General features: G+C 47.8%; 9 protein-coding genes. 7 read left to right on the top strand and 2 right to left on the bottom strand.

The annotated features are described in order from the left end of the window. The first annotated feature begins 29 nt into the window (after positions 1 to 29). Complete coding sequence (gene rplY / locus Q4Q52_RS13740; protein ID WP_028760163.1) at positions 30 to 317, top strand: 50S ribosomal protein L25; 288 nt, start codon at positions 30 to 32, stop codon at positions 315 to 317. 149 nt (positions 318 to 466) lie between these two features. On the opposite strand, the gene Q4Q52_RS13735 is transcribed toward rplY, so the two are convergent. Then, positions 467 to 4492 carry a translocation/assembly module TamB domain-containing protein gene (locus Q4Q52_RS13735; protein ID WP_311990866.1) on the bottom strand — a complete coding sequence of 1342 codons (4026 nt, stop codon included), beginning with the start codon at positions 4490 to 4492 and terminating at the stop codon, positions 467 to 469. Beyond that, on the bottom strand, positions 4489 to 6342 hold the full coding sequence (locus Q4Q52_RS13730) for an autotransporter assembly complex family protein (RefSeq protein WP_311990865.1): 1854 nt from the start codon (positions 6340 to 6342) through the stop codon (positions 4489 to 4491). The genes Q4Q52_RS13735 and Q4Q52_RS13730 overlap by 4 nt, the downstream gene beginning before the upstream one ends. A gap of 120 nt (positions 6343 to 6462) precedes the next feature. Between Q4Q52_RS13730 and Q4Q52_RS13725 the strand changes: the two genes are divergently transcribed. The 6 genes from Q4Q52_RS13725 to Q4Q52_RS13700 all read left to right on the top strand — a co-directional run bounded on the left by Q4Q52_RS13725 (position 6463) and on the right by Q4Q52_RS13700 (position 14729). Continuing rightward, positions 6463 to 7494 carry an isoaspartyl peptidase/L-asparaginase gene (locus Q4Q52_RS13725; protein WP_311990864.1) on the top strand — a complete coding sequence of 344 codons (1032 nt, stop codon included), beginning with the start codon at positions 6463 to 6465 and terminating at the stop codon, positions 7492 to 7494. A 367-nt stretch (positions 7495 to 7861) separates the two neighbouring features. Further along, positions 7862 to 9151 (top strand): DUF2254 domain-containing protein, encoded by a 1290-nt coding sequence (locus Q4Q52_RS13720; protein ID WP_311990863.1) that lies wholly within the window; start codon positions 7862 to 7864, stop codon positions 9149 to 9151. A gap of 173 nt (positions 9152 to 9324) precedes the next feature. Continuing rightward, a complete protein-coding gene (locus Q4Q52_RS13715) occupies positions 9325 to 9741 on the top strand; it encodes a CBS domain-containing protein (protein WP_311905734.1) in 417 nt (138 codons plus the stop codon). Between the two features lie 122 nt (positions 9742 to 9863). After that, the gene (gene hrpA / locus Q4Q52_RS13710; protein ID WP_409373430.1) at positions 9864 to 13739 is read left to right on the top strand and encodes an ATP-dependent RNA helicase HrpA; all 3876 of its coding nucleotides are present in this window, start codon (positions 9864 to 9866) and stop codon (positions 13737 to 13739) included. 532 nt (positions 13740 to 14271) lie between these two features. Continuing rightward, a complete protein-coding gene (locus Q4Q52_RS13705) occupies positions 14272 to 14430 on the top strand; it encodes a nitrate reductase (protein ID WP_028760147.1) in 159 nt (52 codons plus the stop codon). Positions 14431 to 14471: 41 nt separating this feature from the next. Continuing rightward, entirely contained in the window at positions 14472 to 14729 is a 258-nt protein-coding gene (locus Q4Q52_RS13700; RefSeq protein WP_006086429.1) for a chaperone NapD, read from the top strand. Position 14730 lies beyond the last annotated feature (1 nt).

Below are 14730 nucleotides of genomic sequence, written 5' to 3'. Positions count from 1 at the left end.
TTTTTACTCTAAATTTAAGTGAGAAACACATGTCTTACACTATCCAAGCACAAACCCGCACTGAAATAGGGAAAGGTTCGAGCCGCCGCCTACGCCATGCTGGTAAAGTTCCTGCTGTTATTTATGGCCAAGGCAAAGAGCCAGTTTCTATTGTTTTTGATCACAAAGATATCATCAACATTCAAGCTAACGCTGATTTCTACACTTCAACTCTAACTATCGTTGTTGATGGTAAAGAAGTGGGTGTACGCGCACAAGCTATGCAACGCCACGTGTTCAAGCCAATCATTGAACATGTTGACTTCGTTTACGCTTAATTGTCGTAACTGAAGCAAAAAAGCGCCTAAGGGCGCTTTTTTTGTGGCTGATTTTCATCTGATGGATCGGCGTGACTCATTTTATTGTTGCCAAAGACTTATCATAGATAGGCAGAGTGTATCGACACTCCACCCGAGTCTTAATCTTGCTACTTGATATTAAAGTTGTAATAGATATCAAGAGATTGCCCTAAAGTACCCGATACGGTTTCGAGATAAAGCTGTGAGAGCAGGTAATATCTGACCGTCATCTCATAGCCAGGGTTAAACACGCCTACCCCGTATTTCACCATCAAGTTCTCGCCGATAAAGCCACTGATCGCCACACGGCCTTCATCGTTGGTGTCGAGTTGCACGTTAGAGAAACCAAACTCTTCTATTAATCCGGTCGCAGTATTACCTATATTATTTATTGCGCCGCCGCCCACCTGCGAGCCTAAACCTAAGGCCGCGCCCATCATCAACGAGTTATTTTGCTCATTGTTGGCACTGTTAAAACCACTGCCTTTAATAATGTAAGACAAGATTTCAGCCTGCTCTTTAGCGGGGTTAGAGAACAGGGTCACCACAGGGCGGGCGGGAGTGCCAGTAACGCGCACACCTGCGACTAAGTCTTCACTCTTAATCTCGCGTATTGCCTCAATATTTAAGTTTGGCACTGACGTTGGCCCCACAAACTGCACTTCGCCGGTACGGATCTTCAGGGTTTGGCCCATAAATTTGTAACTGCCCTGATTGACCTTGATATTACCGAAGAGCAAAGGCGGACGGAACGCTTGTTGTTGCAGCTTTAAGGTTCCTTGCAGCTTACCTTTGAGACCCATGCCATCAATTCTGAGCTCGTTGCCTACACTGATATTCAGATCGGCCACGACGGCATAGGGGCTGGTTTTAGGTTGCATAGCGGCAATGGAATCGTCAAAGACCACGTCCTCTGAGGTGGCGATACCGCCTTCTGCTAATGGCACAATTTTAATATTGCCAGAAGGGACGGCAATTTTTCCTTTTACTGCCAGTTGCTTACTATTGAAGCTTAAATTGATATCGGGTGAAACATCGAGGATAGCCAGTGGCGGTTGGATCACGGCGAGCTTATCGCCTTCGAGGGCTAATTCGCCACTAAATTGACCTTGGGGCCATTGCAGTTGACCATTTACCCTGCCCAAGCCATTACCCATCATCCAGCGGCCTTTGAGCTGGGCTTGTTGACCCGCGAACGACATAGACAGGTCAATTTTGTCGATTAGCGTCGGGTTTGCCGTCAGGGCTAAGGCGCCCTCCGTTAAGGCCATGCTTCCCGATACTTCTGGGGCCTCTAGACTGCCCGCAAAGTTAAGCTGACTGGTCAGCAAGCCTTGTACCGTATTGAGTTGCGGGAAAAATTCTCCCAGTGGTTGTAAGTTGATTTGCTTGATATTGGCAAAACCTGAGAGCGCACGATCTGGGGTGACATTAACGTTGATCTCACTCTGCCAACTGGCCACGCCTTCAGATTCAAAATTTAATACTGTTGCAAGCCGTTTAGCATCTAAGGTCGCCAGCAATGACAGATGTTGGTAATTAATGGTGACTTCACGATTCTTATCCCGTTTGAGCATGATACTGCCAGGGGCAAAATCAAAGTTCACATCGGCAGTGGGTTTACGACCCGCAGCCCAAGCAAAATTAGCTAACAATGAGGCAGGACCATCCCAGCGCATATTCGTTGGTAATATCGGTACGAGTAATTGCCCCGGATTACCCGAATAGCTCACCTGCGCGCTGCCTTTTTTGCCGATTGTCGTCTCGCTATTTAGGCAGATGCGGCTGTTCGGGTTCATGAGGCAAAACGGCGTGATGCTGCCCTGATTTTTGTTTTGATCCCAAGCGAGATTAATGGCGTTATCGAGCTGCCATAGGCCAACGGGGGTATTGAGATTTAGACGTTCGACATCGAGCCGTAGTCGCGATTTTTTCACATCGTATTGGCTACTCACTGTGGTATCGAGACCGAGATCGCCCGTGGCATTCAGGGTCAGCTTTTGAGCGTCAATCGTGCCTTTCGCCCCAAGCGTCACTGTATCTACATTCTGATCCGCAATCTGTAAGGCTTTTGATTTCAGCGAGATAGCAAATTCATGTTGTTCTAGCGGCTTGTAATAGGCCTTTAAGTTGGATTCTCGCAGTTTAATGTTTTGATAAAACAGTTCAGCGAGTTGGGCGGTGAGTTCAACTTGAGGGTGCTTCTCATCCCCTGTGACATTAATTTGCGCCTGCAATTGGCCGCTGGCCTTAGGCAACCACAGACCGAAGTCGGGTACTTGCAGCTCACCCTGTAGATCCCAGTTGGCGTTGGCTTCGCCTTTGAGTGCCAGAGTCGAGCCCAGTACTTTGGCGTTCAGCCCCTTAGCACTGACATACAGGGAATCATTCACATTGATATCCCCTGTGATATCGAAGGGATAACCTTGCAGAGTGCCCGTGAGCTCAGTGTCGTTCAGGGAGACTTGCCAGTGAGGATCAGCAAATGAGCCTTGAGTGCGTAATTTTCCTGAAATCAAACTGTCCGGTAGACTGGTTGCTATTTGCGCCGTATCCGTTTGTGGTAGTTGTACTTCCTGCAGTTTTACGTCATTGAGCCAGAGATTGGCGTTCCAGCGAATGGCTTTTTGACAATCGAGTTCGCCCGTGAGCTTGACCTGACCAATCGCGCCCGTTGCATCAAGATTATTAATGGTTAACTTCGCATCTTGATGCTGAAGGCTAGTGTCTATGGTGAGTACTTTGTGAAACGGCGTTGTCAGCTGGCCTTTAAGGCTTGCCTCTTGACGATTGAGATCACCTTGACTTTCCAGTGCCACATCACTGACTGAGTACTGAGGGCTTTTTAGCGGCCACTGCAGCCGTGTCTGTTCAAGTTTTACCTTGTAGGGCAGGTTAGGATCGCGAAGCGTTATCTGCCCATCTAGCTTGAAGTCGGCATCGCCCTTGGCGACAGCGTTTACCTGCAATTGCCCTAAGCTTTGGCTCAGCTTTATATCTAGCGCTTGGTGAGTCAGCTCAGGTAATTCGGCTAATTGGTTAAGGGTGAGGTTGGCTTCTAAATCGAGTGGATAATCGTTATCGAGCGTTAAACTGCCTGTGATATCCGCGCTGCCATCTGTATGGCTGATGGCAAGATGATCTAAGGTCAATTGATATTCGCGGAAATGACCTTGCAGCTCGGCATGGCTAAAGACATCTTTACGATCGCCGATTTGCAGCGTGGTGTTATCAAGCGTGAGGGCATTGACCGTCACAGGAAAAGGCATAAACACTTGTGGCAAATGCGCTAGGGCCCATTCAGCATTATTGTCTTTTACGGGCTTGTCTTTTGCCGGCGAGTTGGCCGATGGATCAGGTGTTGCATTGGCTGTTGTGCTGGCCGCTGTGTTGGGTGTCGTACTCGCGGCTGTGTCGGCGTTAGAAGCCGTCGTTGTCGCAGCTTGGTTCGTTTGTGCGGTATCGGTTGCTGTGGGGATCAGCACAAACAATCCTTCACTGGAAAGCTGCTTAACCGATAAGCCTTCGGCAAACCACTGCGCTTCAGCGTTAAGGCGACTCGCCGCAAATTGCATCTCATCCACTTGGATATTCACAGCGTTGAGTTCAGCAGAATCTAATACGATATCAAAGGGTAATTGCAGCTCGCTGGGCGCTTCATCGAGCGGCACTATCGGGGTTTCGTTTGTGTCGGCAGACAGGGCTAAGGTATCAATAGTCACATCGACTTTGGCCGCAGATAAGCCATTAACACATAAACGTTTTTGTAGTAAACAGGCGGGTTGCCACAGTAAATGCAGATCCTCAAGTTGCACCTTGATGCCCGCCATAGACCAAGACGCATGGGACAGGGCTAAGTCTTTATTAATGGAACCTGAGGTGTAAGTGAGATCAAGATCGGGCACAAATTGATCGGCTAAGCCTACTGTGATGCGCGAGCCAAACTCAGTGCCGAGTAATAGGGCGATTAATACTAAAAGCCCTAATGGCACATAGATGATAATTCGAGTCCAGAGTTTGAACTGCCGCCACAGTTTTTGGATGAATGACACAGATTGGTTGACAGAATTCGCAATAGCTTCAGTGACTTCGGTGATAGGGCTGTCTATTACGTCTTGCTCTGTTGGCTTATTATGCTCTGGGGGCTGGCTCATAGATCGGTCCCCATGGTCAGGTGAATACGCCATGATCTTTCAATGGTATCGGTTTCTTTCAATCCAACCCCTAAATCCAGTTTGATTGGGCCGATGGGGGAGATCCAATGGATACCGCCACCGACAGAGACAACAGGTTCAAATTGATTATTATCGAAGGCGTTACCCGCATCGATAAAGGTACCGACCCGCCAAGTGGGGGTTACATAATATTGATATTCTAAACTGCCGACCATTAAATAGCGGCCACCTATGACCTCGCGATTGGTTTTGCCATCATCTGCGACATAATCTAAATAGGGCCCCAATTCTTGATAACCATAACCCCGTACACTTTGATCACCACCGGCAAAATAGCGCAGCGAAGGCGGGATAGAAGCCAGATCATTCTCGTTGGCTAAGTTGGCGGCTAAATCGATACGCGCAACAATCCTGTGATTGTCGAAGAAGGTATCAATCCATTTAAATTTGGCTTGAAGGCGCGCTAAGCGGGTTTCTGAGCCTAAATTGGGATCGGCATAATCTAGGCTGTAAATCTGTCTGAAACCAGACTTAGGATCGAGTGAATTATCACCCCGCGTCGTTCGCGAAAAGTTGATCCCAGCCAGATAAAACGACGGCATATAATCGACATCAGACTGGGTGTATTCTTCGCGAATAGCCTCAAGTGAATAATTCATTAGCCACTGATTTTCGAGTCTTTGTTGGCGCAATAGTCCAATAAGGTATTTAGTCGATTCAAGCTGACCAGTGTTACTAAAATCGCGATTCTCGGCGTCATACACTTGGGTCACACCGTATTTATCCCGCAGTAAACCGACGCGGATTTTTAATTGATCATCTAAGGGATGTGTCAAGGGGATAGTATAAGTGGTTAATAACTTAGGTCTATCCGGTGACCATTCGAGGCTGGTTTCCTGTGAATGGCCGTATTTATTGATTTGTGGCGTGCGCCAAGTGACGCGCACCCTTGGGTCGAAAGCTTGGTCTGTCTTACCAATATCACCACCAAAACCGAGCTCAATGGCGTGGCTTGCCTTAGGGGTTAATTCGACCAGCACCGGAATATGACTATCTTCGACACCGTCGATTTGCGGGATCACTTTAATATTGGCGAAATAGCCCGTGTCTAATAACTGGCGATTCAGCGCGCCCACACGGCGAGTCGAGTAGGAAGCGCCTTCTTTAAAGGGAATAAGTTTTTCTAAAATTTCAGGTTCTAAAGTATGGCCTTCGAAGCTGACTTGGCCAAATTTATAACGTTTGCCAGAGTCAAAATGCAAACTTACCTGCGCGGTGTTGATGTCGCGGTTAACTTTAATCTGTGATTCCGTAAATTCACCATCGAAGTAACCTCGGGCTAAAGCTAAGGTGACCAGCTGCGATTTGACGTCGCTATATACACCGTGGTTTAGCACATCGCCAGGCTTTAGGTTGACCTTAGCCAGCCATTGATCGAAGGCGCGATCATCAAGCATTTCACCACTGAAGTTAATATCGACCCATTGCACTATGGTCGGCTCACCAGCAGTGATCTCCAGTTTCAGCTCCCAAGGGCCCTTATCATGTTCCGTCAGTTTTTCTTCCACTTCACCATGGTAGTAACCCATGGATTCTAAGGCTGTGCTGACATTGTCTTCGACATTAAACAGAAAGGCACGGCGCTGCACCTCGGACTCGGGTAAGGTGCCTAAGTGCGCAACTATGTTACGTTGCAGAGCTTCATTCACGCCTGTGACAGATAATTTAATAAATTCATCTGCCGCCGCAGCGACGGATGTGACTGAAATCAGACTCAGAAATAAGCAAAAACGAAAGTAATGTGAGGTGATTTGCAAAAATGGCTGCACTTTATAGTCCCTGTGATGTGGCATCATTGTCGCCAGAATAAAACCAACAGGCAAGGAGATGATTGAAATTACACGATGAAATGGGTACAAAGGACGCTACTTTTTAAGGGGATGTAAAGAATGAAAACAAAATTAGCCACCTTTAGTTTAATTATTTCGGGTCTACTTTTTATGTCACACAACACCTTGGCCACTGACAAACCGTTCGCCATTGCGATCCACGGCGGCGCTGGCACGATTTCTAAGGCTAATCTCACCCCTGAACAACGCCAAGTCTACAAAGATAAGTTAAAGGAAGCGGTCGATAAAGGCTCAAAAGTGTTAGAAGAGGGCGGTGATAGTTTAGTCGCGGTGCAAACCGCCATTAATATTCTCGAAAATAGTGCTCTGTTCAATGCAGGTATCGGCGCGGTTTACACCTATGACGGCGGACATGAATTAGATGCCTCTATTATGGATGGCAAAACCATGAATGCTGGCGCAATTGCTGGAGTGCGCCATATCGCCAATCCCATTGATCTCGCTTTAGCCGTGATGAATAAGTCTGAACATGTGATGCTATCGGGCGCAGGTGCAGAAGAATTTGCCCTGACTCAAGGCTTTAGCTTAGTGCCAAACAGTCATTTTGATACTGACGAGCGTTATCAGCAATTACTCGACGCTCGGCAAAAGCTGCAAGCTGCGGCTAAATCAGAGCAAGTCGCGAGTGTTGAGATGAAAGATCTCGATTACAAATTTGGTACCGTAGGCGCCGTCGCCTTAGACAAAAATGGCAACTTAGCTGCTGGTACCTCAACCGGCGGCATGACGGCAAAACGCTTCGGCCGCATTGGAGATTCCCCTGTGATAGGTGCCGGCACCTATGCTGAAAATGGGGTGTGCGCCGTATCGGCAACCGGACACGGTGAGTTCTTTATTCGCTATCAAGTGGCGGGGGATATTTGTGCCAAAGTGAAATACCAGCAGAAATCCATTATTCAAGCCGCCGATGAAGTGATCAATCAACGTCTTATTACTGCTGGTGGTTCGGGCGGCGTGATTGCCGTCGATCAGCGCGGTAATATCGCTACGCCATTTAATACCGAAGGCATGTACCGCGCTACCCGTAGCAATGGCGAACCCGCCCAAGTGCTGATTTGGCAAGACCAATAACTTGAATTGTAGAAGCCGTTGGTTCGTGACTGCTATTGCTTACAAGATTGTTTACAAGTTGATGTAAAAAATAGCTTAGAAATATCTCACAGAAACATGACTCAGAAACCTTAAAAAGCGAGTGCTGCGAAAGTGGCACTCGCTTTTTGCTAACGGTTTTTTGCTTTAAGAGTGAATAAGAAGCTGATAGGTTTGAGCTATTACAATTAATCAATGCCATGTGCGTATCATAGCTTTGTTTGATTTCATTAGACGTACAATCATCAAACGCAAAGCCGTACTTAACTCACAGTCAAAAAGCTGCAGTTTGTGTCCAGCGAACTCATCGCGTCTGCATGAGGTTGCACTCAGCGTAAAGGATATTTACATGATTTCTACCGTGTTAACCGACCGCGTCAGGGTTTTCCTCAATCGGTTTCGTCATCGACTTTGGGTTAAACCACTGCTTGTTTGCCTATTATCGATTGCAGTCGCCTTTGTCGCAAAATTGGCTGATGGCACTGAGCTTGTTGAGATTGCACCTAAGGTGTCATCGGCCTCCATCGAGGCGCTGTTATCCGTCATGGCTTCCAGCATGCTGGTTATCGCCACTTTTTCCGTGGGTTCTATGGTCTCGGCCTATGCTTCGGCGGCTAACACGGCAACACCACGTTCATTTATTTTAGTTGTCGCCGATGATGCCTCTCAAAATGCGCTATCGACCTTTGTTGGGGCATTTATCTTCAGTATTGTGGCACTCACTGCGGTCAAAAATGATTACTTTCAAACGGCAGGTCTGTTTATCCTCTTACTGTTGACCGCGTTTATCTTCGGCATGGTGATCTTTACCTTTGTACGTTGGGTGGATCGCATCGCTCGTCTTGGCCGCATGGCAACCACAATCGAGAAAGTTGAAAAGGCGACTGCCGATGCACTTAGACGGCGACACCAAAAACCACATCTTGGCGGCGTTTCAGTGCGTCCCCAAGCGCGTGGACGAGCCGTGTACGCGGCTAACGTCGGTTATGTTCAGTACATTAATATTGCCGCGATACAGCGCTGGGCAGAGAAAAACGAGGTGCGAGTCGTGATTGCAGCCTTGCCGGGCACGTTCGCCACGCCCAATCGACCATTGGCATACATTAGCGCCGATGGTGCGGAGCAGACTGAGATTGATTGCACCTGTGTTGCCGAGTCATTCCAGATTGGTGATACCCGTCTTTTTGACGACGATCCGAGATTTGGGTTGGTGGTACTGTCGGAAATCGCTGGCCGCGCCTTATCACCCGCGGTCAATGACCCAGGTACGGCCATTTGCATCATAGGCACACTGGTATGGCTGTTTACGCTATGGGGTGAACCCGCGGCAGTTGATGACAAACCCGCGCCAGAGTGCGATCGCATTGAAGTCCCTCACGTTTGTGTGCAGGACATGTTTGATGATGCGTTTACCGCCATAGCCAGAGACGGCGCGGGAGTGGTGGAAGTCGCTGTACGGCTACAGAAAGCGCTTGAATCGTTAGCATCCAGTGGTGACGGGGAAATACGCGCGGCGGCCGAGTACCACGGGCGGCTGGCGCTGAAGCGTTCACAAAAAGTGCTTGATATCGAAGAGGACTTGCAAGCCGTACAAGACGCCGCCAAGTTCGCCGGATCAGCAGCTTCGTCTAGCACTTAACGAGACATTAATTATTTCGTCGTGCTGTGTATCCGTTTGTTGTTTCTTTCTATTCTGTCAGCACTTTTTGACATTCGGTTTACACACTCGATAAGCGCAATCGATATAAATCGCACATCCTTGCCGATATTTTGACTAGACTTCAAACGTAGGGTTAATTCGAGGGGAAGACTATGGACTTAATTAAGATTCGTGACCATATGGATCGTCAGCCCGTGTTACTGCGCGCGAATATGTCGCTGGCGACCGCGGTCGAAAAGCTGTTAGATAATAATAAAATGGGCGCCGCTGTGGTTGATGAGGTGGGCGATTTGGTGGGCTTTTTATCCCAGCAGGATTGTCTGGCTGTGATGATCAAAAGTAGCTATCACTGCGATATGACCTCAGTGGTGAAGGATTGTATGCGTACTGAAGTACTGTTTGTCGGGCCTGATGACAGTATTTTGCAACTCGCTGAACAAATGCTCGGGCCTAAACCTAAGGTTTATCCTGTAGTTGAACACGGTAAAGTGATTGGCACGATAAATCGCACTAATGTGCTCAAAGCGATGAATATCTATATGCAACAATGTTATCTGTCACCAGTTTAATCTGAGCCGCAGTGGAGATAATCTGACAGCCTTTATCCTGAGTGCAGAGTAAATTAGCAATACCATTGCGCCACTTTCCTTGCTAGGATCGCCGTTTTTGATGCTAGCAATGGAATTTGGATTTGAACTCAGACAAACATCCGCTATCGAACGCCTTTCTTAATCTTTGTTATCAGGCTGATGCGTCTAGGATCCGTCGTCGTTTATTTAAGCTCAATAAAGAAGCCGACTCAGATAAAAAGACCCAAGTCTTAGCCCAGCTGAGTGAGCAAGCGCAGGCGGCGTTTGAGAAGGTTGAGCAGCGTCGTAATGCTCGCCCTAAAATCCACTATCCTGAAAACCTTCCCGTTTCTTTGATGCGCGATGATATTGCGCGTGCGATTGCGGGCAATCAAGTGGTGATCATTGCCGGTGAAACGGGCTCAGGTAAAACCACGCAGCTTCCCAAAATTTGTTTAGAACTTGGCTTAGGCTGCCGCGGCATGATTGGCCACACCCAGCCAAGACGATTGGCTGCGCGCAGCGTGGCGAGCCGAGTCGCTGAAGAATTACACAGTCCGCTCGGTGAAGTGGTTGGCTTTAAAGTGCGGTTTGCCGATGCGCTTAAGAGTGACTCGTATATTAAGTTGATGACCGACGGTATTTTACTGGCGGAATTGACCTCAGATCGCAATCTCGATCAATACGATACCATCATCATAGATGAGGCCCACGAGCGCAGCCTGAATATCGATTTTATTCTGGGCTACCTTAAACAGATCCTTAAAAGACGCCCCGATCTCAAAGTCATTATCACGTCGGCGACCATAGACGTTGAGCGTTTTTCTAAGCATTTCAACAATGCGCCTATTATCGAAGTCTCAGGCCGCACCTTTCCGGTCGAAACCCGTTATCGCCCCTTAGTGCAAGATAGCGATGCCGATTTAGATCAAATCGAAGGCATTTTTGCCGCCGTCGATGAACTGGTGGCCGAAGGGCTGGGAGACATTCTGATCTTTATGAATGGCGAGCGGGAAATTCGCGATACGGCCGAGCAATTGAGCCGACGTAATTATCGCGATACCGAAATTTTGCCGTTGTACGCGCGTTTATCCTATGGCGAGCAATCTAAAGTCTTCAGTAGCCACAGAGGCAGGCGGATTGTACTAGCGACCAACGTAGCGGAAACCTCGCTGACAGTGCCGGGCATTCGCTATGTTATCGACCCAGGTACGGCGCGTATCAGCCGCTACAGCTATCGCACTAAGGTGCAACGCTTACCGATTGAACCTATCTCACAGGCGAGCGCCAATCAGCGCCAAGGCCGTTGTGGCCGTGTGGGACCGGGTATCTGTATTCGTTTGTACGATGAGGCGGATTTTAATAATCGTCCGGCGTTTACCGATCCTGAGATTCTGCGTACTAACTTGGCTTCGGTCATTTTGCAGATGCTCGCCATCGGCCTAGGTGATATTGCCGGTTTCCCCTTTATCGAGCCACCCGATCCACGCCATATCCGCGATGGTTTCTTGCTGCTCGAAGAATTACAAGCGGTTGAGAGCAAACACGGCAAGCTAGTATTGACGCCACTTGGGCGCAACTTGGCGCAAATTCCTGTGGATCCGCGTTTGGCGCGTATGGTGGTCGAGAGTCAGCAGTTAGGTTGTTTGAACGAAGTGCTAGTGATTGCTGCGGGCTTATCGATTCAAGATCCCCGCGAACGCCCGATGGAGAAGAAGCAAGCCAGTGATGAAGCCCATCGTCGTTTTGCCGATCCCAGTTCCGATTTCGTCAGTTGGATTAACCTGTGGCAGCACTTAAAAGATCAGCAAAAAGAGTTATCTGCTAGTCAGTTCCGTAAAAAATGCCGCGATGAGTATTTAGCTTATTTGCGCGTTCGCGAGTGGCAGGATTTATACGCCCAGCTTAAACAAGCCGTACACGATTTAAAATGGCGCTTAAACGATACGCCGCCAAGTTACGATACCTTGCATCGTGCGCTGTTGTCGGGTTTGTTGAGCCATGTTGGTTTTAAAGATAACAATAACGAGTATTTAGGTGCGCGTAATCGTAAATTCTTTGTGTTTCCCGGTTCGCCATTGGCCAAAAAAGGCCCTAAGTGGATCATGGCCGCTGAGCTTACCGAAACTTCGCGCTTATTCGCTCGCTGCTGCGCTAAAATCGAACCCGAATGGCTAGAGCACTTAGCGGCGCATTTGATTAAGAAAAGCTATGTAGAGCCCCATTTTGAGGCAAAACCTGGCAGCGTTATCGCCCTTGAGAATCAAGTGCTTTATGGTTTGACGGTCGTGCACCGCCGCAAAGTGCAATACGGCCCCATCGATCCTGTTGAAGCGCGTGAGATTTTTATCCGCAGCGCTTTGGCAGAAGGGCAGTTGCAAACCCAAGAAGCGTTTTTTGTCGCTAACCAAAAGCTGCTCGAAGACATTGAATCACTTGAGCATAAATCCCGTCGCCGCGATATTTTGGTGGACGAGCAAGTGTTGGTGGATTTTTACGAGCCGCGGATCCCCGAGGGGATTTACAACGCCCAGCTGTTTTTTGGCTGGTGGAAAAAAGCCAAGCGCGAGCAACCGGATTTACTCGATTTCAGCAAAGCGCTGTTAATGCAACGCAATGCTGACCATATTTCGACCTTGGATTTCCCCGATACATGGCACAAGGGCAATTTGCGCCTGCAGCTGAGTTATCACTTTGAACCCGCCGCGGCGGATGACGGCGTGTCGGTGCACATTCCGGTGGCGCTGCTGAATCAAATCGACGATAGCGATTTTGATTGGTTAGTGGCGGGGCTGAGGGAAGAAAAGTGCATCGCGCTGATCAAATCTTTGCCTAAGAGTTTACGACGTAACTTTGTGCCAGCGCCTGACTATGCCCGCGCTTGTGTGCAGGCCATGGTGCCTTTTAGTGCCAGTTTGCTTGAAGCCATGTGCAAGCAATTGCTGCGCATGAGTGGCACGCGCATAACGCCGGAAGATTTTGATTTAACGCAGATCCCTGCGCATTTGCAGATGAACTTTAAAATCGAAGACGATAAAAACAACTTAGTGGCCGAAGGGCGCGTGCTCGATACCTTAAAAGCCGAGTTGCAGGGCGTGGTGGCGAAGGCCATTCGTCAGGTGGCGGATAAAGGTATAGAGCAAGAAGCGTTAACTGAGTGGTCTTTTGGTGATTTGCCGCAGCAATATCAGCAGCAAAAAGGCAATTACCAAGTACGGGCGTTTCCGGCGCTGATCGATAAAAAAGACAGTGTTGCGATCAAATTATTTGATGATGAATTTGAAGCCTTAGATGCTCATCGCCAAGGTCTGCGACGCTTGTTGCTGTTAAACATTCCATCACCGGTGAAACATTTGCAGCAAGCTTTGCCAAATAAAGCGAAATTGGCGATGTATTTCAATCCTTTTGGCCAAGTGCAGATCTTGATTGATGACATAATTGCCGCCGCTGTGCAGCAATTATTGGATGAAAAAGCCCTCGATGTGCGTAATCAAGCCCAATTTGAGCAGGCAAAGGATTGGGTTCGCCAAGAGCTCAACCCGACAGCAGAGCAAATTGCCCTGAAGGTTGAGCAGATTTTGACCTTATACCAGAGCATTAAAAAGCGTCTCAAGGGCAAAATTAGCTTAGATATCGCTTTTGCTATGAGTGATATTCAAAGCCAATTAGACAAATTAGTGTTTAAAGGGTTTGTTGAATCCTGCGGTTGGAATCGTTTAGCCGATGTGGCGCGTTACTTAAAAGCGATTGAAATCCGTGTCGAGAAGTTACCTGTCGATCCAACTCGTGACCGTTTGCATATGCAGAGTATTAACAAGGTGCAGGAAGCATTGAATGCACAATTGGCGAAAGTGCCACGATCGCAGCCGACACCGCCCGCGTTAATTGAAGCGCGCTGGATGATTGAAGAGTATCGTGTTTCCTGTTTTGCGCAGGTGTTAGGCACGGCTTATCCGATATCTGAAAAACGCATTTTGAATCATATCCAACAAGTATAAAAATATGAGGTCAGTGAATTTATTATTTACGACTCAATAGTTGTTATTCTTGGTTATCTCATTACGCCGCTAAGCTTACTTAGCGGCGTTTTTACTTTGTGGTTTTAGTCGTTCTCGTTTTGCGGTCACTAACTTACCTGAGCAAACAACATTTAATCTCGAAACGTCAACACGCCCTAATCAGTTTGCTTTACTCCTTTGGAGATATTTAGCGCTAATTTTAAACATTCACCTTGCTAAAAAACTGATCTTTGACCATGTTTTAGCCACACCTTAATAACTTCTTTGTCCGAATTCACCTCATTACAATCTAGTAAATCGTTTACAAACCATGAGCTAGTTAAATCTATCGCCAAATTGATGATCTGGATCAAGCATCCTCAGCTTTACCAATTTGGAGGTATACAGTTTGTTAACAACTAAAAGGTATGATGTTTGAGTGAGTTAAAGATGCAACGGATATACATAAAACCTGCCGCTGACGCTTGTTCCAGCGCGAAAAAATGGCAGGAACACACCTCTTGGAGGATGCATGAGTGCTAGCACCGCAGAAGAAAAATCCTTAGAACTGAAAATTTTTATCTTTTTAACCGTATTTCTCGCACCGTTATTGTCCGTGCTGCTGGTCAGTGGCTTGGGCTTTGCAATTTGGTTTAGTCAGATCCTGACTGGACCGCCGGGAGCGGGTTAATCGCTTTATTATCAAATATTAGACAAAGAGTGGAATGTCGGATGAGCAAAGAACTCCATATCACCAGTTTAGTGGTGCAGGTCTTACCGCAGAAAATGGCAGATGTTAGACAAGAGATCATGACCATTGAAAATGCCGAACTTTCCGTCAACAACGAAGTGAAATTGGTCGTGGTTATCGAAGGTGAGACTCAGCGCGCCTTGATGGACTGCATAGAAGCGATCAATGCCATTCCGGGTGTGTTATCCGCCACTATGGTTTACCACCAGAGTGAAACGCTCGAAGAGGGTGAAGAATGAA

It is taken from the genome of Shewanella sp. SP1S2-4 (genome assembly GCF_031932075.1).
In the GTDB taxonomy this organism is placed as follows: Bacteria; Pseudomonadota; Gammaproteobacteria; order Enterobacterales; family Shewanellaceae; genus Shewanella; species Shewanella baltica.
This window is presented reverse-complemented; position numbering and strand designations above follow the sequence as displayed.